At 67.7% G+C, this 23,049-nt stretch carries 24 protein-coding genes; 17 read left to right on the plus strand and 7 right to left on the minus strand.

The features are described from left to right. Nucleotides 1-4: 4 nt before the first annotated feature. Complete coding sequence (locus CCR98_RS09330; protein WP_087922367.1) at nt 5-565, minus strand: GNAT family N-acetyltransferase; 561 nt, start codon at nt 563-565, stop codon at nt 5-7. 145 nt (nt 566-710) lie between these two features. Here CCR98_RS09330 and CCR98_RS09335 point away from each other — a divergent pair, with 145 nt between their 5' ends. Then, the gene (locus tag CCR98_RS09335) at nt 711-1,604 is read left to right on the plus strand and encodes a helix-turn-helix domain-containing protein (RefSeq protein ID WP_087924165.1); all 894 of its coding nucleotides are present in this window, start codon (nt 711-713) and stop codon (nt 1,602-1,604) included. 29 nt (nt 1,605-1,633) lie between these two features. Here the strand turns inward: CCR98_RS09335 and CCR98_RS09340 are convergent, their stop codons facing one another. Together CCR98_RS09340 and CCR98_RS09345 are read right to left on the minus strand one after the other, a co-directional pair. Then, nucleotides 1,634-1,993, minus strand: coding sequence for a response regulator (locus CCR98_RS09340; RefSeq protein ID WP_014036985.1), 360 nt, complete (start codon nt 1,991-1,993; stop codon nt 1,634-1,636). Next, nucleotides 1,983-3,119, minus strand: coding sequence for a PAS domain-containing sensor histidine kinase (locus CCR98_RS09345; protein WP_087922368.1), 1,137 nt, complete (start codon nt 3,117-3,119; stop codon nt 1,983-1,985). The genes CCR98_RS09340 and CCR98_RS09345 overlap by 11 nt, the downstream gene beginning before the upstream one ends. A gap of 177 nt (nt 3,120-3,296) precedes the next feature. Here CCR98_RS09345 and CCR98_RS09350 point away from each other — a divergent pair, with 177 nt between their 5' ends. The 5 genes from CCR98_RS09350 (at nt 3,297) to CCR98_RS09370 (ending at nt 9,439) form a co-directional block, all read left to right on the plus strand. Next, nucleotides 3,297-6,401 (plus strand): response regulator, encoded by a 3,105-nt coding sequence (locus CCR98_RS09350; RefSeq protein WP_087922369.1) that lies wholly within the window; start codon nt 3,297-3,299, stop codon nt 6,399-6,401. Next, nucleotides 6,398-7,222: a CheR family methyltransferase gene (locus CCR98_RS09355; protein ID WP_014036988.1), complete on the plus strand. Its 825-nt coding sequence runs from the start codon at nt 6,398-6,400 to the stop codon at nt 7,220-7,222. Before CCR98_RS09350 ends, CCR98_RS09355 begins: the two co-directional genes overlap by 4 nt. After that, complete coding sequence (locus tag CCR98_RS09360; RefSeq protein ID WP_087922370.1) at nt 7,222-7,797, plus strand: chemotaxis protein CheB; 576 nt, start codon at nt 7,222-7,224, stop codon at nt 7,795-7,797. The genes CCR98_RS09355 and CCR98_RS09360 overlap by 1 nt, the downstream gene beginning before the upstream one ends. After that, nucleotides 7,794-8,927, plus strand: coding sequence for a hybrid sensor histidine kinase/response regulator (locus CCR98_RS09365; RefSeq protein ID WP_087922371.1), 1,134 nt, complete (start codon nt 7,794-7,796; stop codon nt 8,925-8,927). The genes CCR98_RS09360 and CCR98_RS09365 overlap by 4 nt, the downstream gene beginning before the upstream one ends. A gap of 83 nt (nt 8,928-9,010) precedes the next feature. Next, nucleotides 9,011-9,439, plus strand: a complete 429-nt coding sequence (locus CCR98_RS09370; RefSeq protein WP_087922372.1) for a BLUF domain-containing protein — start codon at nt 9,011-9,013, stop codon at nt 9,437-9,439. A 3-nt stretch (nt 9,440-9,442) separates the two neighbouring features. On the opposite strand, the gene CCR98_RS09375 is transcribed toward CCR98_RS09370, so the two are convergent. Then, complete coding sequence (locus CCR98_RS09375) at nt 9,443-9,766, minus strand: metalloregulator ArsR/SmtB family transcription factor (RefSeq protein ID WP_087922373.1); 324 nt, start codon at nt 9,764-9,766, stop codon at nt 9,443-9,445. A gap of 86 nt (nt 9,767-9,852) precedes the next feature. Here CCR98_RS09375 and CCR98_RS09380 point away from each other — a divergent pair, with 86 nt between their 5' ends. The 3 genes from CCR98_RS09380 to CCR98_RS09390 all read left to right on the plus strand — a co-directional run bounded on the left by CCR98_RS09380 (nt 9,853) and on the right by CCR98_RS09390 (nt 11,820). After that, on the plus strand, nt 9,853-10,290 hold the full coding sequence (locus CCR98_RS09380) for a YeeE/YedE family protein (RefSeq protein ID WP_087922374.1): 438 nt from the start codon (nt 9,853-9,855) through the stop codon (nt 10,288-10,290). After that, nucleotides 10,287-10,700 carry a DUF6691 family protein gene (locus tag CCR98_RS09385; protein WP_087922375.1) on the plus strand — a complete coding sequence of 138 codons (414 nt, stop codon included), beginning with the start codon at nt 10,287-10,289 and terminating at the stop codon, nt 10,698-10,700. The genes CCR98_RS09380 and CCR98_RS09385 overlap by 4 nt, the downstream gene beginning before the upstream one ends. A 67-nt stretch (nt 10,701-10,767) precedes the next feature. Next, on the plus strand, nt 10,768-11,820 hold the full coding sequence (locus tag CCR98_RS09390; RefSeq protein WP_087922376.1) for a linear amide C-N hydrolase: 1,053 nt from the start codon (nt 10,768-10,770) through the stop codon (nt 11,818-11,820). Here CCR98_RS09390 and CCR98_RS09395 read toward each other — a convergent pair. Next, a complete protein-coding gene (locus tag CCR98_RS09395) occupies nt 11,817-12,596 on the minus strand; it encodes a DUF6491 family protein (protein WP_087922377.1) in 780 nt (259 codons plus the stop codon). The genes CCR98_RS09390 and CCR98_RS09395 overlap by 4 nt on opposite strands. Nucleotides 12,597-12,677: 81 nt before the next feature. On the opposite strand from CCR98_RS09395, the gene CCR98_RS09400 reads away from it, so the two are divergent. Together CCR98_RS09400 and CCR98_RS09405 are read left to right on the plus strand one after the other, a co-directional pair. Then, a complete protein-coding gene (locus tag CCR98_RS09400) occupies nt 12,678-13,376 on the plus strand; it encodes an AraC family transcriptional regulator (protein ID WP_087922378.1) in 699 nt (232 codons plus the stop codon). A gap of 195 nt (nt 13,377-13,571) precedes the next feature. Then, nucleotides 13,572-14,522, plus strand: coding sequence for a DMT family transporter (locus CCR98_RS09405; RefSeq protein ID WP_087922379.1), 951 nt, complete (start codon nt 13,572-13,574; stop codon nt 14,520-14,522). Nucleotides 14,523-14,531: 9 nt separating this feature from the next. Here CCR98_RS09405 and CCR98_RS21195 read toward each other — a convergent pair whose 3' ends face one another. After that, entirely contained in the window at nt 14,532-14,852 is a 321-nt protein-coding gene (locus CCR98_RS21195; RefSeq protein ID WP_198361073.1) for a hypothetical protein, read from the minus strand. A 27-nt stretch (nt 14,853-14,879) separates the two neighbouring features. Between CCR98_RS21195 and thrA the strand changes: the two genes are divergently transcribed. From thrA to thrC, 3 genes are read left to right on the plus strand one after another with little or no spacing between them, the layout of a single operon-like run. Beyond that, the gene (gene thrA / locus CCR98_RS09410) at nt 14,880-17,384 is read left to right on the plus strand and encodes a bifunctional aspartate kinase/homoserine dehydrogenase I (RefSeq protein ID WP_087922380.1); all 2,505 of its coding nucleotides are present in this window, start codon (nt 14,880-14,882) and stop codon (nt 17,382-17,384) included. Continuing rightward, a complete protein-coding gene (locus tag CCR98_RS09415) occupies nt 17,381-18,295 on the plus strand; it encodes a homoserine kinase (RefSeq protein WP_087922381.1) in 915 nt (304 codons plus the stop codon). Before thrA ends, CCR98_RS09415 begins: the two co-directional genes overlap by 4 nt. A 29-nt stretch (nt 18,296-18,324) precedes the next feature. Next, nucleotides 18,325-19,611 (plus strand): threonine synthase, encoded by a 1,287-nt coding sequence (gene thrC, locus CCR98_RS09420; RefSeq protein ID WP_087922382.1) that lies wholly within the window; start codon nt 18,325-18,327, stop codon nt 19,609-19,611. A gap of 109 nt (nt 19,612-19,720) precedes the next feature. Here thrC and CCR98_RS09425 read toward each other — a convergent pair whose 3' ends face one another. Further along, nucleotides 19,721-20,473 carry a helix-turn-helix domain-containing protein gene (locus tag CCR98_RS09425; RefSeq protein ID WP_010482595.1) on the minus strand — a complete coding sequence of 251 codons (753 nt, stop codon included), beginning with the start codon at nt 20,471-20,473 and terminating at the stop codon, nt 19,721-19,723. Nucleotides 20,474-20,600: 127 nt separating this feature from the next. Between CCR98_RS09425 and hisS the strand changes: the two genes are divergently transcribed. The 3 genes from hisS (at nt 20,601) to CCR98_RS09440 (ending at nt 23,015) form a co-directional block, all read left to right on the plus strand. Next, nucleotides 20,601-21,998 carry a histidine--tRNA ligase gene (gene hisS, locus CCR98_RS09430; RefSeq protein ID WP_087922383.1) on the plus strand — a complete coding sequence of 466 codons (1,398 nt, stop codon included), beginning with the start codon at nt 20,601-20,603 and terminating at the stop codon, nt 21,996-21,998. Then, nucleotides 21,995-22,291, plus strand: coding sequence for a hypothetical protein (locus CCR98_RS09435; RefSeq protein WP_087922384.1), 297 nt, complete (start codon nt 21,995-21,997; stop codon nt 22,289-22,291). Before hisS ends, CCR98_RS09435 begins: the two co-directional genes overlap by 4 nt. A 415-nt stretch (nt 22,292-22,706) precedes the next feature. Continuing rightward, complete coding sequence (locus CCR98_RS09440) at nt 22,707-23,015, plus strand: YerC/YecD family TrpR-related protein (RefSeq protein ID WP_198361074.1); 309 nt, start codon at nt 22,707-22,709, stop codon at nt 23,013-23,015. The last annotated feature ends 34 nt before the right edge of the window (nt 23,016-23,049 follow it).

The raw sequence follows: 23,049 nt of genomic DNA on the forward strand, positions 1-23,049 counted from the left end.
GTGATCACGCGCGCAGCGAGGCAGCCTGTTGCGCCTGCCATTGCTCGCGGGTGATGCGGCTGATGTGTTCGGTGCGGTAGTCGCCGAGGAAGCTGTTGAACTTGTTCACTTCGGTATGGTGATGCTGGAAACCGCATTTGCTCTGTGCGCTCAGTGATTGCAGGTTGTCGGCGAAGTAGCCGCACCACAGTGCGTCCAGGCGCAGGTCGAGGAAGGCATGCCGCATCACTTCGCTCACCGCTTCGGGCACCAGGCCGCGGCCCCAGTACGGCACGCCGATCCAGTAGGCGATCTCGCCTTCGCGCTCGCCGATCTCGAAGTTGCTGTCGGCACCGATCAGGATGCCGACGCAGCCGATGGCATGGCCGTCCTCGCGGCTCTGCAGTGCGTAGACTTCGGGCCGGTTGAAGACGGTGCGGATGATGTCGGCACTTTCCTCCACGCTGGTGTGTACCGGCCAGCCGGCGATGGGCCCGACGCGCGGGTCGCGGGCGTATTCGTACAGGTCCGCGGCGTCGGTGTCGCGCCAGGGGCGCAGGATCAGGCGTTCGGTGTGCAGGGGCATGGCCGTTCAGGGGCAGGAAGAGAGCGCACAGGCTAGGTCGCGCCGGGCCAGGGGCACAGGGCTGGACCTTGATGGTTTCGGTACTTTTCACAACTGCCTCGTTGGCGCGGGTATGCTGGGCCCCGGATTCCAGCCGGATCAGCCCGTGGACCGCATACCCCAGCTTCTGGATCAGGACGAATCCATGCGCCTGGAGGTCAGTACGCTGGCTGAGGGGCAGGGGGTTCCGCTGTCATTCGGGCACGCGTATCTGGCGGTTCTGGTGTGCGTGTCCGGGCGTGCGCGCTTCGCACTGAACTTCCGTGAGGTGGCGGTGCAGCGGCACGATATGCTGGTGCTGGCCGAGGACACGCTGGCGCTGCTGCGGCAGCGATCGCGCGGCTTCCTGGCGGTGGTCTGCCTGATGCCGAAGGCGCTGGCGTCGGAGGTGGCCTATGTCCTGCCCAACGCACTTTTCAAGTTCCTGCATGAGCATCCGCATTGCGTGCCGTCGCCGCTGGAGGTGCCGCTGCTGCAGGGCTGGCTGCAGCAGCTGATGGACGCGCAGCACGCGGGTGGCCGCTATCGGCACGTGATGCTGCGCAACCTGTTGCAGACGTTTTTCCTGAAGTTCGCCACGCTGCTGCCGGTGCAGAAGGTGGCAGCAGCGCCAGTCAGCCGGCGCGAGCGCCTGGCCTGGAGTTTCTGGGAGCTGGTCGGCCAGCGCAGCACCCGCCAGCGCGACGTGCAGTCCTACGCCGATGCGCTGTGCATTACGCCGTTCTATCTTTCGCAGCTCACCCGCGAGTGCTTCGATGAAACGCCCAAGGCGTTGATCGACCGCCAGGTGGTATTGGAGATCAAGGCGCTGCTGAGCTACAGCGAGCTGCCGATCGGGCGTATCGCCGAGCGGTTGTGCTTCGAGGATGCGTCCTATCTGTGCCGCTACTTCCGGCGGCACACCGGGCAGTCGCTGACCGGCTACCGCCGTGCGGGGCAGGGCGGCGCTGATGGGATACGAACAGCGGTGCCGGAACTTCGGACAGCAGATCCTCGGTGAGGACAAAAAGCATCGAGACCGAAACGCCGTCAGTCCTGCTTCAACAGCTCGACCAGCTGGCGCAGCCGATAGGGCTTGGGCAGGAACTCAACCTGCTCCGGCAGCGGCGGCAGCTGCGAGCGTGCATAGCCGGAGGACAGGATCATGCGTGCCTGCGGTTGTTCGCGGGCGACGTGCTCGCTCAGTTCGATGCCGGACATGCCGTTGGGCATGCTGATATCGCTGAACACCACGTCGAAACGCGCTTCGCCCTTGAGCAGTTCCGCCGCCTCGTGGCCATCGGCGGTGGTGGCCACCTCGATGCCGAAATCGCGCAGGGCCAGGCCGATCATCTCGCGCAGATCGTTCTGGTCCTCCACCATCAATACGCGGATCGGTTCATCGGTCATGGGCTGGGTCCTCCGTTGCGGGTAGCAGCAGGCTGACCGTGGTGCCGACACCGGGCGTGGTGGACACATCGACGAAGCCGCCGCTCTGGGTAGTGAATCCGAACACCTGGCTCAGGCCCAGGCCGCTGCCCTTGCCGATGTCCTTGGTGGTGAAGAAGGGCTCGCTGGCGCGCTCGGCGATGTCGGCTGCCATGCCGTGTCCTTCGTCGCAGACGCTGAGAGTGACATAGCCGCGTTGCAGCGTCGTGTCCGCATCCGGGTCGAGCCGATGTTCCAGCGCGGTGCCGATCAGGATGCGGCCGCCATCGATGGTGGCCTCCACTGCATTGGCCACCAGGTTGGCCAGGGCGGCCTGCAGCTGCATTGCGTCGGTGCTTACCTGCGGCAGGCCTGGCGTGAGGCAGGCATCCAGCGTCACCGTGGGCGGGCAGGCGCGCTGCAGGTCCGGCAGCCATTGCCGCACCAGCGTGTTGATGTCCAGCGGTTCGCGGATCAAGGTCTGGCCCGTGCTGAAGGCCAGCAGCTGGCGAGTCAGCAGGGCGCCGCGGTTGGTGGCCGCCTGCGCAGCGTCCAGCAGCGCGGCGGCGCGGACATCGTCGCCGCTGACACGCAGCGACAGCAGGTCCAGTGCGTTGCCGATGGTGGTCAGCAGGTTGTTGAACTCGTGCGACAGGCCGCGGCTGAGCCGGCCGACCGTCTCGAACTGCTGGGTGTTGCGCAGCGCACGCTGGGCATCCCGCAGCAGTCGCTGTGCCTGCCATTGCTCGGTGATGTCGCGGGTGATCTTGACGAAGCCAAGCAGTTCGCCAGCTTCGACGACCGGCTCGATGACCACGCTGGCGCGGAACGACGAGCCATCACGGCGTACCCGCCAGCCTTCACTGGCAACATGGCCCTGTTGCGCCGCCAGGCGGAGCAGGCGCTGCGGTTCGCCGGCTTCGCGGTCGGTGGCCAGGTAGAAACGACCGAAGTGCGTACCCACCACTTCATCGGCTGAATAGCCCTTGATGCGCTCGGCGCCCGGGTTCCAGCTGCAGACGATGCCTTCGGGATCAAGCAGGTACAGCGCATGGTCGCGCACGCTGTCGATCAGCAGTCGCAGTTGTCGGGAAGGGTCCGTCAGCACGGACGTCGTAGAAGCGGCAGCGTCCACGTGGAAATAAGTGTTACCCCTGAGAGGGACGTGAAGCTAGGCAGTGCAGTGTGAAGGATGCGTGCACGGCAGGCACGTGCCATTGGTCCTGTGCGGCTGAATGCGACACGGAGTACCATCACCCACCCTTTGCCTCTGGAACCGACCTGCATGCGTCCTGGTGCGACCACGCGTGACCGCTGGATCTGGATGACCTCTGCCTTACTGCTGGCGGCGACCATCGCGCTGGAACTGGTGGTGCCGCTGGGATACGCGGTCTGGCTGGCCTATTTCCTGGCCGTGGGCGTCACGGTGTTCCAGCGCAGTGCGCGGGCGCCGTTCATCGTCGCCGTGGTGGCCTGCGTGCTTCTGGTGATCGGCTACAACATCGCGCCGGACAGCAGCAATTCGGCGTTCTCGTTCGTCAACCGCACCATCGGTGGCGGCGCCTTCCTGATGATCGCGCTGATCGTCTCGCGCGCGATCCAGGCCCGGCGCCAGGCGATGCGCGCCCTCTGGTTGCAGGAAGCCGAGAACGCGGTGGCGATGAGCCTGCGCGGCGACCTTGGGCCGGAGCAGATCGCGGAAGCGGCGGCAACGCACCTGGCCGGCCAGCTGGATGCCGACGTGGGGGCGGTCTATCGCCTGGAAGGGGGGCGGCTGCAGTTGACCGGTGGCATGGCGCTGCCTTCTGGCACGCCAGCGTCGCTGGCCCTGCAGGAGGGCCTGGCGGGGCAGGTGGCGCGTGATGAGCGGATCCGCCACCTGTATGGCGATGACGCCGCCGTACTCGACCTGCAGACCAGCCTCGGGCGTGTGCCGGTGCGCGAGCGCATCCTGGCGCCGATCAGCAGCGACGGTGCCGTGGTCGGTGTGATCGAGCTGGGCCGCGCGCGCATCGGCGCGCAGCGCGACCTCGACGACGAACTGCTGGAGCGCTGCACCGAAACGATCGGCATGGCGCTGCGCGCCTCGCTGCTGCGCGCGCAGCTGGTGGTATTGCTGGAGGAATCGCAGCGCCAGGGCGAGGAGCTGCAGGCCCAGCAGGAAGAACTACGCGTGGCCAACGAGGAACTGGAAGAGCAGAGCCGCAGCCTGATGCAGTCGCAGGGACACCTGGAGCAGCAGCAGGCCGAGCTGGAACAGAGCAACGTGCAGCTGGAAGAGCGCACCCACGAGCTGGAAGCGCAGAAGCAGGCACTGCTGGTCGCGCAGAGCCAGCTGGTACGCAACAGCAACGAGCTGGCTGCCACCTCGCGCTACAAGTCCGAATTCCTGGCCAACATGTCGCACGAGCTGCGCACGCCGCTGAACAGCTCGTTGATCCTGGCCAAGCTGCTGGCCGACAACAAGGACGGCACGCTCACCGCAGAACAGGTGAAGTACGCACGCGCGATCCTGTCGTCCAACAACGATCTGCTGGCGCTGATCAACGACATCCTGGACCTGTCGCGCATCGAGGCCGGTCATGTCGAGCTGGCCGACGAAGTCGTGGTGGTGGACAGCGTGCTGCAGCGCCTGCGCGAGACCTTCGAGCCGATGGCGCGGCAGAAGGGCCTGGCCCTGCAGATCGAAGCCGATACCCTGGCACCGAGCCAACTGGTGGCCGACAACCAGCGCCTGCAGCAGATCCTGAAGAACCTGCTGGCCAATGCACTGAAATTCACCGAACACGGCAAGGTCAGCCTGCACGTGCGTGCGGGTGGCAACGGCCGTGTCCGCTTCGAGGTCTGCGATACCGGTATCGGCATCGCCCGCGAGCAGCTGCAGGTGATCTTCGAGGCCTTCCGCCAGGCCGATGGCAGCACCCGCCGTCGCTACGGCGGCACCGGCCTGGGCCTGTCGATCTCGCGCGATCTGGCCGAGCGCATGGGCGGCACCATCCAGGTCGACAGTGAGCCGGGCCGTGGCAGCTGCTTCATCCTGGAACTGCCGTTGCAGGGGGCGCCTGCGCTTGACTCGGACGCGGCGCCCGCTGCTGCCGTCGCGACACCAGCGGTTGCGCCTGTGCATGTACCCGCACCCGCTGCGCCGGTGATTGCGCCCGGCGTGGTCACGGCCGCGGCCAGCGTGGCCGACGACCGTGGCCGGCGCCAGCGTGCAGGCCGGCTGATCCTGGCCGTGGAAGACGACGCCAGCTTCGCCGAAGCGCTGGTGGTGCTGGCCCACGAGCTGGACTTCGATTGCGTGGTCGCCAGCACGGCGGAAGAAGCGCTGGCACTGGCCAGCGAGCTGCGGCCGAACGGCATCCTGCTCGATATCGGCCTGCCCGATGTGTCCGGCCTCAGCGTGCTGGAGCGCCTGAAGCGCAATCCGGACACCCGCCACATCCCGGTGCACGTGGTTTCGGCGATGGAACGCGGCCAGGTCGCACGCGAGCTGGGCGCGATCGGCTTCGCGATCAAGCCGACCACGCGCGAGCGTCTGGTGACGGCCATCGAGCAGCTGGAACAGACCAGCCAGCGCGACATGCGGCGCCTGCTGATCGTCGAGGACGACAGCGAACTGCGCCACAACCTGGAGCTGCTGCTGGGCCGTGATCAGCTGCAGATCGTCGCCGTGGGCACCCTGGCCGGCGCGCTGGAACAGCTCAGCACGGTTACCTTCGACTGCATGGTGATGGACCTGTCGCTGCCCGATGGAAGCGGCTTCGATCTGCTCGAGCACATGGCCGGCAATGATGACGTTGGCTTCCCGCCGGTGATCGTCTACACCGGCCGTGCGCTCAGCCGCGAGGAAGAACAGCGCCTGCGCCGCTATTCCAAGAGCATCATCATCAAGGGCGCGCGCTCGCCCGAACGCCTGCTGGACGAAGTGACCCTGTTCCTGCACAGCGTCGAGGCCAGCCTGCCGACCGACCAGCAGCGCCTGCTGCGCGAAGCTCGCCGCCGCGACACCGTGCTCGACGGCCGTACCGTGCTGCTGGCCGAAGACGATGTCCGCAACATCTTCGCGCTGTCCAGCGTGCTCGAACCCCTCGGCGTGACGCTGGAGATCGCACGCAATGGCCAGGAAGCGGTCGATCGCCTGGCCGAGCGCGAAGTCGATCTGGTGCTGATGGACATCATGATGCCGGAGAAGGACGGCCTGGCCGCGATGCGCGAGATCCGCGCGCAGCGCCACCTGCAGGACCTGCCAATCATCGCGCTGACCGCCAAGGCGATGCCGGACGACCGTGAGCGTTGCCTGCAGGCCGGTGCCAACGATTACATCGCCAAGCCCATCGATGTCGACAAGCTGGTCTCGCTGTGCCGGGTCTGGTGCTCGCGGCAATGAACGAGCAGGCCCTGTTCGACCTGGAGTTGAAGGTGCTGCTGGAAGCGCTGTACCAGCGCTACCACTACGACTTCCGCAGCTACGCGGTGTCGTCGCTGCGGCGGCGCATCCGCCAGGCCATGCAGCGCTACGAGTGCGAGCGGCTGGCCGACCTGCAGCACCGCCTGCTGCACGAGCCGGACCTGTTCGCGCAGGCGATGCAGTTCTTCACCGTGCAGGTGTCGGAGATGTTCCGTGACCCGGCCTATTTCCGCGAGCTGCGCGAGCAGGTGGTGCCGGTGCTGCGCACCTACCCCTCGGTGAAGCTGTGGGTAGCCGGTTGCAGTACGGGTGAGGAAGTGTGGTCACTGGCGATCCTGCTGCACGAGGAGGGCCTGCTCGAGCGCAGCATCGTCTATGCCACCGACATCAATCCGGCAGCACTGGCCACGGCCGAGGCGGGTGCCTATGGCATCGACCGGATGGCCCAGTTCAGCCGCAACTACCTGGCGGCCGGCGGCACCGCTTCGCTCTCCGACTACTACGCCACGGCCTACGATGGCGCCGTTTTCGACCGCCAGCTGCGCCGCAACGTGGTGTTCGCCGACCACAGCCTGGCCACCGACACCGTGTTCTCCGAAGTGCACCTGGTGTCGTGCCGCAACGTGCTGATCTATTTCAACCGCGACCTGCAGGATCGCGCGGTGGGCCTGTTCCGTGAAGCACTGGTGCATCGCGGCTTCCTTGGCCTGGGCAGCAAGGAATCGCTGCAGTTCGGTCGCCACCATGGTGCGTTCGAGGTCTGCTCGCGCGAGCATCGCCTGTACCGGAAGGTTGCCTGATGGCGTTGCCGATACGCCCGGCCGTGCTGGTGATCGGCGCCTCTGCCGGTGGGGTCGCGGCCCTGCAGGCGGTGCTCGGTGCGCTGCCGGCGACGCTGCCCGCACCGGTGCTGGCTGTGCTGCACCTGCCGCGGGACCGCAGCAGCCGCATCGCCGAAGTGCTGGCGCCTTACTGCGCGCTGCCGGTGCGCGAGGCGGAGGACAAGCAGCCGCTGCAGCGCGGCACGGTGACCTTTGCGCCACCGGACTATCACCTGCTGGTGGAAGACGCCGGTTCGCTGGCGTTGTCGGTCGACGCCCCGGTGCTGTTTTCGCGCCCGGCCATCGATCCGCTGTTCGAGTCGGCAGCGGCGGTGTTCGGCGCGCAGGTGCTGGCGCTGCTGCTGACCGGTGCCAGCAGTGACGGCAGCGAAGGGGTGGCTGCGGTGCGCGCCGCTGGCGGGCGCGCCTGGCTGCAATGTCCCGAGGAGGCCGAGGCATCGATGATGCCGGCCTCCGCCCTGCAGCACGCTGGCGCCGACGCCGTGCTGCCCCTTGAACTGATGTGCCGTCGCCTGAAGGAGTTGTTTGCATGAACCTGCTGCCACCGGACCCTGCGCAGTCGCAGACCCCGGTCAACCTGCTGATCGTCGATGACGTGCCGCAGAACCTGGTAGCCATGCAGGCGCTGCTGCAGCGCGAGGGCGTGAACCTGCTGCTTGCGGGCTCGGGCGCGCAGGCGCTGGAGCTGCTGCTGGAGCACGAGGTGGCGCTGGCATTGCTGGACGTGCACATGCCGGAGATCGATGGCTTCACCCTGGCCGAGCTGATGCGCGGTTCGCACCGCAGCCGCGATGTGCCGATCATCTTCCTGACCGCCTCGCCGGACGACCCGGTGCGTGCCTTCAAGGGCTACGAAACCGGTGCGGTCGATTTCCTGCACAAGCCGGTGGCGCCGCAGGTGATCCTGAGCAAGGTCAACGTCTTCATCGAGCTCTACCAGCAGCGACAGTTGCTGAAAGCGCGCAACGAGGCGCTGGAACGTTCGCTCAAGCTCAACGAGACGATGGCGGCCGTGCTCACCCATGACCTGCGCACGCCGCTGTCGGCGATCCTGCTGTGTGCCGACAAGCTGGCGCTGGAGCTTCCAGAGGACAATGCCAGTGCGCAGCAGACGCTGAAGTACCTGGAAGCAAGCACCCTGCGCATGTCGCGGATGGTCGAGCAGCTGCTGGATTTCTCGCGGATCCGCAGCGGTGGCCTGCGCCTGCAGGCCAGTGCCTGCGATCTTGCGGAGGTGACGCGGGCGGTGGTGGCCGAAGCGGGCAGTGCCCACGGCCACGCGCGGGTCCAGCTCGACATGCAGGGTGATACCCGCCTGCAGGGCGATCTGGATCGGCTGGGCCAGGTCGCCGCGAACCTGGTCGGCAACGCGCTCACCCATGGCAGCGAGGCAAGGGTGGAGGTGGACGGCCGTGATCCACGCAGCGTGCTGCTGCGGGTGAGTAACGCCGGGCGGATCGACGACGCGCTGCTGCCGCGATTGTTCGAGCCGTTCAAGGCCAGTTTCCACCCCAGCAATGGCCTGGGATTGGGCCTGTACATCGTCGACCAGTTCGTCCGCGCCCACGGTGGCCGCATCGGCGCGCGCAACGAGGCGGGGCAGGTGGTGTTCGAGGCGACCCTGCCACGGCGCGCTGAAAGCCCGGGAACCACCGCAAGCTGAATTCTTCAGCAAGCGTGGCGTGGAGCTGAGACGGGCTCGTCCGCAGCTGCTACCGTGGCGGCACACATTGCCAAGGAAGCACCATGCCACTGCGCGCGATCGCCTATGTCAGCCGGGTGCTGCCGGATCTTTCCGCCGGACGGCTGCAGGCGCTGGTCGACGATGCGGCCCGCTTCAACAAGATGGCCGGCGTGACCGGCGTGCTGCTGCACGACGGAGCGCGTTTCCTGCAGTACATCGAAGGGCCGCCGGATGGCATCGATTCGGTCTACGAACGCATCCTGCAGGCCGGCAGCCATATCGACATCATTGAACTGGCGCGCGGCCGCCTGGGCCAGCGCCAGTTTCCGTACTGGTCGATGCGCGCGCTGCCGGTGGAGGAGGCGCTGTTGCGCCAGCTGTCATCCAGTGACTGGTCGGGTTTTACCCGTACCCTGCAGGGCGATCGCTCCGCGCCGACGCCGGTGGATCTGCTCGACAACGTTGTGCAGCCAGCGCTGCACGCCGGCTGAGCGTCAGCGCGAGGTGCCGGCGCCGCAATAGGCGGCATGCAGCGCCTGCAGCACGCCCAGTGCCGGCCCTTCCTGCATGCGGTAGTGGATGGCCTGCGCTTCGCGCCGGGTCGCCACGATGTCCAGTTCGCGCAGCACGGCCAGGTGCTGCGACAGCGCGGACGCGCTCAATCCGGTCAACGCCTGCAGCTCCGGTACCGGTGCTTCGCCTTCGACCAGGCGGCACAGCACGCGCAGGCGCGCTGGATGGGCCAGGCGCTTGAGCAGGGCGGCGGCCTGCGTGGCGTGCTCGGCCATCGCGGCGCTGTCGAGCGGGGTGCTGGGCATGGTTGACCTTTTTGTTTAGAAGTGTCTAATTTAGATAAATCTAAATAAAAGGGCAATCCCATGAATGGCGTGAATGAGGGCAGGGCATGAACCTGCCATGGACTGCGGTGGCTGGCGGCGCGCTGATCGGCGCCGCCGCGGTGCTGTTGCTCGCCACCCTCGGCCGCGTGGCCGGTATCAGCGGGATCGCCGCAGGCAGCCTGCGTGCAGCGAAAGGCGAGCGCGGATGGCGCTGGGCCTTCCTGTCCGGCCTGCTTGCAGCGGCCGGGCTGGTGCTGTGGTGGCAGTCGCTGCCCGACGCGTCGCCGCGGGTACTGCTGCGCGACGCCTTGCCTGCCTGGCAGTTGGTCGGCGCCGGCCTGCTGGTGGGCTTCGGCACCCGCTTGGGCAGTGGCTGTACCAGTGGTCACGGCGTCTGTGGCATGGCGCGCGGCTCGAAGCGCTCGCTGCTGGCGGTGCTGGTGTTCATGGCCTGCGCGATGCTGACTACGCTCCTCATCCGCCACGGCGGAGGCCTGGCATGAGCCGCGCGACAGGGGCCGCGGCAGCGGCGGGTGCGCTGTTCGGTGCGGGGCTGGCGCTCTCGGGGATGACCGACGCGCGCCGTGTACTCGGCTTCCTCGACATCGCGGGTGATTTCGATCCCACCCTGATGTGGGTGCTGGGCTCGGCGCTGCTGGTCAGTGCGCTCGGCCAGCGCTGGGTGCTGCGCCGCGCGCAGCCGTGGTTCGCGGTGCGCTTCCAGCTGCCCAGTGCGCGTGATGTCGATGCTCGCCTGCTGCTGGGTGCCGCACTGTTCGGTATTGGCTGGGGATGGGCTGGCTATTGCCCGGGACCGGCCATCGCCGGGTTGGCAGTCGCATCGCGTGAAGCACTGTGGTTCGTGCCTGCGATGCTTGCGGGTTTCTGGCTGCACGATCGCGTCGTACGCTGAGGCTTCACCCTTGTGTCACCCGGCGTGCGGTCAGATCCAGGGTTCACGGGGAAAGGAGCACAACGACATGGTACGGATGAAGTGGACGGGCAGGGCAATGCTGGCGGTCGCACTGGCCGCTGCGGTGGCACCGGCGCTGGCCTGCACGCGCGCGGTGTACCTGGGCGACAACGGCGATGTGATCACCGCGCGCTCGATGGACTGGAAAGTCGACGTGGCGACCAACCTCTATGTGCTGCCGCGCGGCATCGCGCGCACCGGCCAGGCCGGCCCGAAGTCGCTGGCCTGGACGGCGCGCTATGGCAGCGTGGTGGCCACCGGCTACGACGTGTCGACCACCGATGGCATGAACGAGAAGGGCCTGGTGGCCAACCTGCTGTGGCTGGTCGAATCGGAGTATCCGCAGGAGCGCGGCAACAAGCCGGGCCTGGCGATCTCGCTATGGGCGCAGTATGTGCTGGACAATTTCGCGACCGTGGACGAGGCAGTGGCGGCGCTGAAGCGTGAGCCGTACTCGATCGTCACCGACAAGGTGCCGGGCGAGGACCGCCAGGCAACGCTGCACCTGTCGCTGTCCGACGCAACCGGCGACAGCGCCATCGTCGAGTACATCGGCGGTCGCCAGGTGATCCACCATGACCGGCGCTACCAGGTGATGACCAACTCGCCGATCTTCGAGCAGCAGCTGGCACTCAACAGCTACTGGCAGCAGATCGGTGGCACGGTGATGCTGCCGGGTACCAACCGCTCGTCCGACCGCTTCGCGCGTGCGTCGTTCTACATCAACGCCATTCCCAAGGCCGAGGATCCGGTGGAGGCGCTGGCCAGCGTGTTCAGCGTGATCCGCAATGCGTCGGTGCCCTACGGCATCACCACGCCGGGTGAGCCGAACATCTCATCGACGCGCTGGCGCACGGTGGCCGACCACAAGCGGCGGTTGTACTTCTTCGAATCGGCGCTGACCCCCAACACCTTCTGGGTCGACCTGAACAAGGTCGATTTCGGTGGCCAGGTGCTCAGGCTCGACCTTGGCAAGGACCAGCGCAACACGTTCGCCGGTGATGCACTGGGCCACTTCGTACCCAGCGCACCGTTCGCCTTCCTCGGTGTCGACGGCTAGTTCGACGCCTGGCTGGAGGCCGGGTAAACCGCCTGGATCGTGCAGGCCCCGCGGGTGTATTGCGGCAGCGGGGCCAGCGCATCGCTGCGCAGGTCACCATTCTCGAAATCGGCGGTGAGGATGCGGTCGCCGGGGTTGCCGCAGATCAGTCCGTTCTGCATGCCGGAGCGGAAGCTGAGCTGCGGTGCACGGTCGAGCTGGCGGCAGTGGCTGCCGAGCTCGACACGGTAGTAGCGATGGCCACCGTTGCGGCGTGGATTGGTTTCCACCAGCATGCCCTGCGGGTCGGACGACCACGAGCGGACATTGCGGGTGGCGAAGCAGTACGACGGCGAGCCGCCGAAGCCGCGGCGGATGTCCTTGCGTTCGCGGATGGTCACCGCCGGCAGGGTGGCCGTGCGCAGGCGGTCACTGTCGCGGGCGACACTGGCATAGTCCCGATTCTGCACCGGGGTGACCGCACTGACGGCGCAACTGCGGCCATCGACCACGACGCGCTCGCTGGGACGACCGCAGGCCCAGCCGGCGGGTGCTTCCAGCTTCAGCGTGGTGGCCGTGCGGACGCCCGGGCACTCCTCGCTGAAGTCGATGCGATAGGCCTGGCCTGAGGCCGCGCGCAGCGCGATCGAGCGGGGTGAGGCCTGTTCCACTTCCTGCACGCCAACCGCGTCCATGCAGTGTGGGGCGGGTGGGGTACGTTCCTGTGCAGGCGCCGGAACAGCCAGCGCCAGGCCCAGGCTGGCAGCGATGACAGCCAGTACGTGCTGATGGGTCATGACCTGCACTCCCTGCGTTGGTTGACGGATCGACTATAGCAGCGGTTTGCGCGGCCGTTGTTACACGCGCACACTGCCCGGATGGGCGCCATCTTCCATCTGCGGCACTACAGCCAGGCCACCGGCCTGGACCGTCATGACTACGCGCAGTGGGTGCTGCCGCTGCAGGGCGAACTGCAGTTCGAGATGGAAGGCCGCGGTGGTCGCCTGGATCTGCTTCAAGGGGCCTTCGTCGCGGCTGGCGAAGCACACGACCAGATGGCTGATGGCCCGAATGGTTTCGTGATCGTCGACTGCCCGCCGGGTGTGCTCGACGACGGTACCCAGGAACATCTATGCCGCCAGCGCTGGCTGCATCTGCCATTGGCGCTGCGGCAGCGCCTGGCGCAGGTGCGTGAAGGCCACCCGTTGCCGCCCTTGCTGCCGCAGTTGCTTCAGGTGTTTGCACCGGCCGGCAGTGGCGCGCGCATGCAGGGCCTGTGCGGGGCGGTGCAAGTCGATCCGGGGCAGGCCTGGCCGGTGGCACGCATGGCCGCGTCCGTCGGGGTCAGCGAGAGCCGGTTGCACGCGCTGTTCCAGCGTGAGTTCGGGCTCAGCCCGCAGGCCTGGCTCAGTGCATGCCGGTTGCGTTGGGCCAAGCACCAGCTGCGCACCAGCGCGGCGCCGATCAGCGATATCGCGCTGGCCGCAGGCTATTCCGAGCAGAGCGCACTGACCCGTGCGCTACGTCGTGAGTGTGGGCAGACGCCGGCCGCCTGGCGCAGGGGCGCCGGACTGTAGCGTCGAGCCACGCTCGGCTGCCGTTCGCGGGATGGCCGGTGCAAACGCAGTCGAGCATGGCTCGACGCTACAAAAGCCGTTGTCCTGTAGAGCCGAGCCCACGCTCGGCTTCCAAAGGCCAGTAGCCTCGGTCAAGAGCGTCCACCGGCGAGCGCTTACACTGCGCGGCCTGTTCTCTCCCCCCGAAGAACCCGAATGCGCAACAACCCGATGGCCCTGGGCATCGCCAATGGCGTGGCCGCCGGCGCGCTGTGGGGCGTGGTCTTTCTCGCGCCCGCCGTGCTGCAGTCGTTCAATGCGTTGCAACTGTCCGCCGGTCGCTACCTGGTCTATGGCCTGATTGCCGTCGCTCTGTTGCTGCCGCGCTGGAAGCGGTTGGCACCGCGGCTGGGCCGTGCCGAATGGTTCGGGCTGCTGTGGCTGAGCCTGGCCGGCAACCTGGTGTATTTCCTGCTGTTGGCCACGGCGGTGCAGTGGGCCGGTGGCGCGGCGGCATCGCTGATCGTCGGCCTGATTCCGGTGGTGGTCACCCTGGTCGGCGTGCGCGAGCAGGGCGCGGTGCCGTTGAAGCAGCTGCTGCCGGCGCTGGGCCTGTGCGTGCTTGGCGTGGCGCTGGTGGGCTGGGAAGCACTGATGTCCGAACACCTCGCAACACCGTGGCGGCAGCGCCTGATCGGCCTGCTGTGCGCATTCGGTGCGCTGTTCTCGTGGGCGCTGTACTCGATCGGCAACAGCCGTTGGCTGGCGCGCCGGCCGGACCTGTCCAGCCACGACTGGTCGTTGCTGACCGGCGTCACCACCGGCGGCCTGGCCCTGCTGCTGGTGCCGATGGCCTTCATCGGCCATAGCGGCAGCCATACGGCGGCGCAGTGGGGGGGCTTCTGGGCGATCAGTGCGGGCGTGGCGGTGGTGGCCTCGATCCTCGGCAACGCGTTCTGGAACCGCGCCAGCCGCCTGCTGCCGTTGACCCTGACCGGGCAGATGATCGTGTTCGAGACCCTGTTCGCGCTGTTGTATGCCTTTGCCTGGCAGCAGCGCTGGCCCTCGCTGCTGGAAGCGCTGGCGATCGTGTTCCTGGTGGCCGGCGTGATGCTGTGCGCGCATGCGCATCGCACGCCACGGGCGATCGCCGAACATGTCGGCTGAATGCGGCCGTCAAGCGTACTGATGGCCGCTTGGTCTCAGATGCAACCAAATGCCGGCACGTTGGCCGATGATCGCGGCAACGATTTTTTGCATCGCAGCACTTGACAGCGGCCCGGCGCACGGTGTTTTCTGTGCGCCATGGTTCTTGATGCCGCCCACGCCAGCCTGATCGCTCCCGCTACCGCGGGCCGTTCGACTGCGCCGGTCGCCACCACCACCATTACCACCACCACCGTCACCACTGCCCTGGTGCGGCCCGTCGTCTTCGTGTAACTCCCGAAAACCACGGCCCCGCACCATCCAGGTGGCGGGGAAACTCGACACCTGCATGCGACGGGGCCTCCTACCGAGGTCTGCATGTCTTCCCACGCCCCCGCCCATCCCGTTGCCCCGGCCGATCTGGCTGCGCCGTCCACTGTCGTGCACAAGTTCGGCGGCACCTCGGTGGCCGATGCCGAACGCTATCGCCATGTTGCCGGCCTGCTGCTGGCCCGCCCCGAATCGCTGCAGGTCACTGTTGTCTCCGCGATGAAGGGGGTCACCGACGCGTTGATCGAACTGGCGCAGCTGGCGGCCAAGGGCGATGAAGGCTGGCGCGAGGCCTGGCATGCGCTGCGCGCGCGTCATCGCGGCGCCGCCGTGGCGCTGCTGGGCGAGCAGGTGGGCGAGACCGTCGAATGGATCGATGCCCGCTTCGATCAGCTGGCTGAAGTCCTGGCGGCGCTGGCGGTGATCGGCGAGTTGCCGCGCGAAGTGCTGGACCGCGTGCAGGGCCTGGGTGAAGTGTTCTCCGCACAGCTGCTCGGCACCCACCTGCGTGCCTTGGGCGAAGACTGTGCGGTGCTCGATGCGCGCGAGGTGCTGGTGGTCGGGCATGGCGAACTGGGCGTCGATGTCGACTGGGAAGCCAGCGCCGACCGCCTCGCCAAGTGGCGGCTGCAGCATCCGCAGCCGCGCCTGGTCGCCACCGGTTTCGTCGCGCGTGATCGCGATGACCGCATCACCACCCTAGGCCGCAACGGCAGCGACTACTCCGGTGCGATCTTCGCCGCGCTGTTCAACGCCGATGAACTGCACATCTGGACCGACGTCGACGGCGTGCTGTCAGCCGACCCGCGGCTGGTGCCCGAAGCCGTGCAGCTTGAATCGCTCAGCTACGACGAGGCCTGCGAACTGGCCTACTTTGGCGCCAAGGTGGTGCACCCGCAGACGATGTCGCCGGCGATCCGCCTCGGCCTGCCGATCTTCATCCGCAATACGTTCCAACCGGCGCATCCGGGTACGCGCATCAGTGCCGAGCGCTCGCCGCGTGGGCCGGTGAAGGGCCTGACCCTGAGCCCCGGCTTGGCCCTGTTGAACCTGGAAGGCACCGGTCTGATCGGCGTGCCGGGCACTGCAGAGCGCGTATTCGCCGCCCTGCGCCAGGCGCAGGTGTCGGTGGTGATGATCTCGCAGGGTTCGTCGGAGCATTCGATCTGCTGCGTGGTGCGCGCTGCCGAAGCTGCGCGTGGCCGCGAGGCACTGCTGCATGCGTTTGCGCATGAGCTGTCGGTGGGCCAGGTGCAGCGCGTGCAAGTCAGCGAGGGCGTCAGCGTCCTGGCAGCGGTGGGTGACGGCATGGCCGGCCAACCCGGCGTGGCCGCACGCCTGTTCGAGGCGCTGGGCCGTGCGCAGGTGAACATCCTGGCGATCGCGCAGGGTTCGTCCGAGCGCAACATCTCGGTGGCGGTGGACAGTGCCGATGCCACACGCGCCCTGCGCGCCGCGCATGCCGGCTTCTGGCTGTCGCCACAGACCTTCGCGGTGGGGGTGATCGGGCCGGGCAACGTCGGCGCCGCGCTGCTGGACCAGCTGCTGGCCGCGCGGCCGCAGCTGCTGGCCAAGGCCAACGTCGACCTGCGCCTGCGTGCACTGGCCTCGCGTTCGCGCATGCGCCTGGACGCGGATGGGCTGCATGCCGACTGGCGCAAAGCCCTTCAGCAAGCGGGTGAGAGCAGCGATCTGGATCGCTTCACCGAACACCTGCTGGCCGCGCACCTGCCGCATGCGGTGGTGATCGACTGCAGTGGCAGTGCCGAGGTGGCCGAGCGCTATGAGGGCTGGCTGGCGGCCGGCATCCACGTGGTGACCCCGAACAAACAGGCTGGTGCCGGGCCGCTGCCGCGCTACCAGCGTATCCGCGCGGCGGCGACGGCCAGTGGTGCGCGTTTCCGCTACGAGGCCACGGTTGGCGCGGGCCTGCCGGTGATCACCACACTGCGTGACCTGGTCGACACCGGTGACGAGGTGCTGGCCATTGAAGGCATCTTCTCCGGCACGCTGGCCTGGCTGTTCAACCGCTTCGATGGCAGCCAGCCGTTCTCGCAGCTGGTCGCGCAGGCGCGCTCGATGGGCTACACCGAGCCGGACCCGCGCGATGATCTTTCGGGTGTGGACGTGGCGCGCAAGCTGGTGATCCTGGCCCGCGAAGCCGGCCACGCGCTCAGCCTTGAGCAGGTGGACGTGGAAAGCCTGGTGCCGGCGCTGCTGCGCGAGGGCAGCGTGGATGACTTCATGGCGCGGCTGGGCGAGTCCGACGCCAGTCTGTTGCAACGCCTGCAGGATGCGCGGGCGCGGGGGGCGGTGCTGCGCTATGTGGCACAGCTGGGTGCCGATGGCGCCTCGGTGGGCCTGCAGGAACTGCCGGCCGATCATGCCTTCGCCAACCTGCGGCTGACCGACAACGTGGTGCAGTTCCGCACCCGGCGCTACTGCGACAACCCGTTGGTCGTGCAGGGGCCGGGCGCGGGTCCGGAAGTGACGGCAGCGGGTGTGTTCGCGGACCTGCTGCGGGTCGCCGCCGGTGAAGGGGCGCGGCTGTGATCGCACGTGCGTTCGCGCCCGCCTCGGTGGCCAACGTGGCGGTCGGCTTCGACATTCTTGGCCATGCCATTGCAGGCATTGGTGATACCGTGAGCGTGCGCCGCATCGATGAGCCGCTGGTGCGGATCGAGGCGATCCGTGGCAGTGCCGTCGCGCTGCCCCTGGATGCCGCTGGAAACACGGCAGGCGCTGCATTGATGTCGCTGCGCGAAGGCCTGGGCCTGGATTTCGGTTTCGCGGTCGAGATCGACAAGGGCATCCCGTTCGGTTCCGGCATGGGCGGTTCGGCAGCGTCGAGTGTCGCGGCGCTGGTTGCCGCCAACTCGCTGCTGGATGTGCCTCTGTCGCGCGAGGCGCTGTACCCGTATGCGCTGGACGGCGAGGCGGTGGCCAGTGGCGGCCGCCACGGTGACAACGTCGGCCCGCTGCTGCTGGGTGGCCTGGCGTTGTGTACGGCCGATCGCCTGTTGCCGATCCCGGTGCCTGCCAGCTGGCACAGCCTGCTGGTGCATCCGCACGCGGTACTGGAAACGCGCCGTGCCCGCCAGGCCCTGCAGGGCAGCTATGCGCTGGGCGAGTTCGTGGCACAGAGCGCGAACCTCGCGCTGGTGCTCAGTGGCTGCCATCGTAGTGACGCGGCGCTGGTACGCGCGGGCCTGCGCGATGTGCTGGTCGAGCCGCGACGGGCCGGATTGATTGCCGGCTTCGAAGCCGCCCGTGATGCGGCGCTGTCGTCCCATGCAATGGGCGCGGGCATCTCCGGCGCCGGACCCAGCGTGTTCGCCTGGTTCGAGGATGCCGACCAGGCGCGTGCCGCTGCGGCGCCGGTGCAGGCAGCGTTCGCTGCGGCCGGCTTCGACAGTGACGCCTGGGTATCGCCGCTGGATGCACCGGGAGCCCGCTTGTGCTGAATCCGTCCCTTTTACTGGATACCGAACCCATGCAATTTGTTTCGACCCGCGGCCAGTCTCCAGCCGTTGGCCTCAGCGCGGCGATCGCCGCAGGATTGGCGCCCGATGGCGGGCTGTATGTCCCCGAGCGTCTGCCGGCCACCCGCGAACTGCAGGTCGGGCCGACCCTGGCCGATACCGCCGCCGATCTGCTGGCACCGTTCTTTGCTGGTGACACACTTGAGACCGTGCTTCCGGCGATCTGCCGCGAAGCGTTCGACTTCCCGGTGCCGCTGCGTGCGCTCGGCGATGGTGACCACGTGCTGGAGCTGTTCCATGGGCCGACGGCGGCGTTCAAGGATATCGGCGCGCGCTTCCTGGCCGGTACGCTGTCGCGGCTGCAGGCCGGCAAGGACCGCGATCTGACGATCGTCGTCGCCACGTCCGGCGATACCGGTGCCGCCGTTGCGGCGGCCTTCCATCGCCAGCCGGGCGTGCGTGTGGTGGTGCTGTATCCGGATGGCCGCGTATCTCCGCGCCAGGCGCACCAGCTCGGTTGTTTCGGCGACAACATCCAGGCCCTGCGTGTGGCGGGTGCGTTCGACGATTGCCAGGCGATGGTCAAGCAGGCGCTGGCTGACCGCGAACTGCAGGCGCAGGTGCCGTTGAGCTCGGCCAACAGCATCAGCCTGGGTCGCCTGCTGCCACAGATGAGCTACTACGCGCATGCAGCGTTGACCCACTACGCCGCGCATCGTCGCCGGCTCAATCTGGTGGTGCCAACCGGCAACCTGGGCAATGCGATGGCGGCGGTGCTGGCGCGCGCGCTGGGCGTGCCGATCGGGCAGATCGTGCTGGCCACCAATGCCAATGCCGTGCTGCCGGTGTACTTCAATGGCGGCGACTACCGGCCGCGGGCCAGTGTGGCCACGGTGGCCAATGCAATGGACGTGGGGGCGCCAAGCAACTTCGAGCGACTGCGCTGGCTCTACCACGGCGACGACGCGGAACTGCGTGCTGCGTTCCGTGCGTTCGCGGTGGATGACGTGACCATCCGCGCGACGATTGCGGCAGCGCATGCCAGCCGCGGCGAGCTGTTCTGCCCGCACACGGCGACGGCGGTGAAGGTGCTGCAGGATCTGCGGGCGCGTGGTGCCAAGGGCGACTGGGCGGTGGTGGCCACGGCGCATCCGGCCAAGTTCGAGGCTGTGGTCGAGCCGCTGATCGGCGAAGCGGTGGCGGTGCCGCCTGCGCTGGATGCGTTGCTGCAGCGGCCGGCGCACGCCGAGCCGTTGGCGGCCGATTACGCGGCATTGCGTGAGGTGTTGCTGCGCTGATCCAGGGTCGCCGGGCATGGCCCGGCGCTACCGGAGGAGCGTGGGCGGGTAGCGCCGGGCCATGCCCGGCGGCTCTCATGTAGAGCCGAGCCATGCTCGGCTGCCTTTCTCAGATCAACCCTTCACCGGCCAGCGTACGCAGCCCATCCTCGTCGAGGATCTCCACCACGTTCAGGTGGGGCAGGGCGATCAGCCCTTGCTGGCGCAGCTTGGTGAAGGTGCGGCTGACCGTTTCCATGGTCAGGCCCAGATGGTCGGCGATATCGCCGCGGCCCATCGGCAGCGATACGCGCAGGCCGTCGCCGCCCAGCTTGGCCTCGCGTGCGGCCAGGCGCAGCAGGAAATCGGCCAGCTTCTCGGCCGGCTGCAGGCGTGCCAGCGCCAGCGCGGCGTCCTGCGCGGCATCCAGTTCCTGGCAGGCGCGCTGCAGCAGCTTGCGCTCCAGGTGCGGGAAGCGGCTGCGCAGCGCCTTCATTTGCGGCAGCGCGACGCGGCATACACGGCTGTCGGCGATGGCCTCGATATCGTAGCGGTGATGGTCGCTGCCGCTCAGGCCCAGGTAGTCGCCGGGCAGCACGAAGCCGTTGATCTGGCGGCGGCCGTCGGCCAGGGTGCGCACCAGGCGCAGTGCGCCGGCAGTCAATGTATAGACATGGTCGCGCTCTTCGCCGGTGCGGGCCAGCGTGCTGCCCATGCTGACCTGCTGCGAGACGGTGACCTGTTCCAGCGCCTGCACTTCATCGGGCGACAGCGCCGAGCACACCGCAAGGTGGCGAACCGAGCAGTGCAGGCAGTCCAGCGTGGTGCAGGACGGCGAGGCGGGATCGTTGGTGGCGGGCGGAGCGCCGGAAGGCCGGGACATGTTGCGTGGGCGTATCGCGGGCGGGGGAGGGCCTTATGATACTTCAAGCGGCCGTTCGACCCTGCCCGAGGCGGGGGCGCTAGAATGTCGCCCCCTCCCACGTCCCGTTCCAGCAGGAGTTCCGCCCGTGATCAAGCCCCGTACCCCGCCCGGCACCCTTGAACTGCTGCCGCGCGAGCAGATTGCGTTCCAGCGCATGCTGGACGTCATCCGCCGCAACTACGAGCGCTTCGGGTTCCTGCCGGTGGAGACGCCGGTGTTCGAGCTGTCCGACGTGCTGCTGACCAAGTCCGGTGGCGAGACCGAGCGCCAGGTGTACTTCGTGCAGTCCACCGGTGCGCTGGCCAATGCCGCCGAATCGGGTGACCGTTCGCTGCCGGAAATGGCGCTGCGCTTCGACCTGACCGTGCCGCTGGCACGCTACGTGGCCGAGCACGAACACGAACTGACCTTCCCGTTCCGCCGCTACCAGATGCAGCGCGTCTACCGTGGCGAGCGTGCCCAGCGCGGCCGTTTCCGCGAGTTCTACCAGTGCGACATCGACGTGATCGGCAAGGACAGCCTGAGCGTGCGCTACGATGCCGAAGTGCTGGCGGTCATCCATGCGGTGTTCTCGGAACTGCGCATCGGTGATTTCAGCATCCAGCTGAACAACCGCAAGCTGATGCGCGGCTTCTTCGAGAGCCTGGGCGTGGCCGAAGGCGAGCGCCAGCTGGCGGTGCTGCGCGAAGTGGACAAGCTGGACAAGCGCGGCGCCGACTATGTGCGCGAGACGCTGGTGGGCGAGGGCTTCAGCATTCCGGCGGAACAGGTCGAGAAGATCCTGGCGTTCGTCGCCGTGCGTTCGCAGGGCCATGCCGATGCGGTGGCGCAGCTGGCCACGCTGGAAGCCGATGCCGGTTCCTCGGAGATCCTGCGTACCGGCGTGGCCGAACTGCGCGAAGTGCTGCAGCTGGTGCAGGCGCTGGGCGTGCCGGAAAGCGCGTACTGCCTGAACTTCTCCATTGCGCGCGGCCTGGACTACTACACCGGCACTGTCTACGAGACCACGCTGACCGACCACCCGCAGATCGGTTCGATCTGCTCGGGCGGCCGTTACGAAGACCTGGCCAGCCACTACAGCAAGTCGAAGCTGCCGGGTGTGGGTATCTCCATTGGCCTGTCGCGCCTGTTCTGGCAGCTGCGCGAGGCCGGCCTGATCGACGGCATCGAAGCCAGCAGCGTGCAGGCGCTGGTGGCGCTGATGGACGAGCAGGGCATGCCGCAGTCGCTGGACATCGCGCGCCGCCTGCGCGCCGGTGGCATCAACACCGAAGTGCAGATGGAGCCGAAGAAGATCGGCAAGCAGTTCCAGTACGCGGCCAAGGCCGGCATCCGCTTCGTGGTGCTGGCCGGTGAGGACGAGCTGGCGCGTGGCGTGGTGGCGGTGAAGGACCTGCTGCGCGAACAGCAGTTCGAAGTGTCGCGCGACGAGCTGGCCAGCACGCTGCTGGTGGAGCTGGAGCAGTCCAAGGCGATGGTGTGAAGCCTGCCGCCGCAGGGGTACTCACCGTGCTCCTGCTGGCGGGCTGCCAGAGTGACCCGGTGCTGCGCAGCGCCCGGCTGGGGCCGGCACAGTACCGGCTGCAGGTTGACCGCTGCCACGTGGTCGACCGTGCGCAGCTGGAGGGTGACCTGCAGGCCCTCGCCTCGCGCAAGTGCCCGGCGGGCGCAGGGGCACTGGAGGGCATCCAGCCGCTGCCGAGCCGGCAGGGCAGCCTGTTCGGCGAATGCCTGCGGCGCGGGGCGCTGCAGGCCGAGGTGCGCTGTCTGCCCTGAGTCCGGCCAGGTTGTTGATTTGAAAGCAGAACGCCCGCCCTTTGGTGGGCGTTTTGCGTTTCTGGACGAAGCTCAGTCGAGCATGGCTCGACTCTACAAAAGCCGTTCTCGATTACTTTCCCAGCGAGATCCAGCAGATCGCCGCCAACTGTCGAAGGCGGGGTGGGTCCGGTTGAGGGGGCGTGAGCCGCATGGATGCGGCGACCGAGCTTACATGGACGTACTTGCAGCGCCCCCCTCAACCGGATCCATCCCGCCAACCCCCGGGAAACCAGCTTTTGCTGTTGCTCTGGCTCTTGCCTCTGCGGGTGCAGGGCAGCAGCCCTGCCGCCTCCTCAACCCTCGATTTGACGCACTGCGCAAGAATGCGCTAATGTACTAACGCGCTATTACATTGATGCATGGATACGACCCCGTGAAAGCCCGCCCCGAGATTGCCGCCAAAGACCCGAAGGCCGACCTGGACGCCCTGGCCCGGGCCTTTGCCGCCCTGCGCGAGCCGGAACAGGTGGAGGCCTTCCTGCGTGACCTGTGCACCCCGGCCGAGCTGGAAGCCATGGCCGACCGCTGGAAGGTGGTGCCGCTGCTGCAGCAGGGCATGCCATACCGCGAGATCCACGAGCGCACGGGCGTCAGCGTGACCACCACCGGACGGGTGGCACGCACGCTCGAGCATGGCCATCGAGGCTATGCCGCCGCCATCGACCGCCTTGCTTCGCGCTGATCCGCGCCCCGTTCCGAACTTCGAGACTTCCCCC

Source organism: Stenotrophomonas sp. WZN-1, assembly GCF_002192255.1.
Taxonomy (GTDB): Bacteria; Pseudomonadota; Gammaproteobacteria; order Xanthomonadales; family Xanthomonadaceae; genus Stenotrophomonas.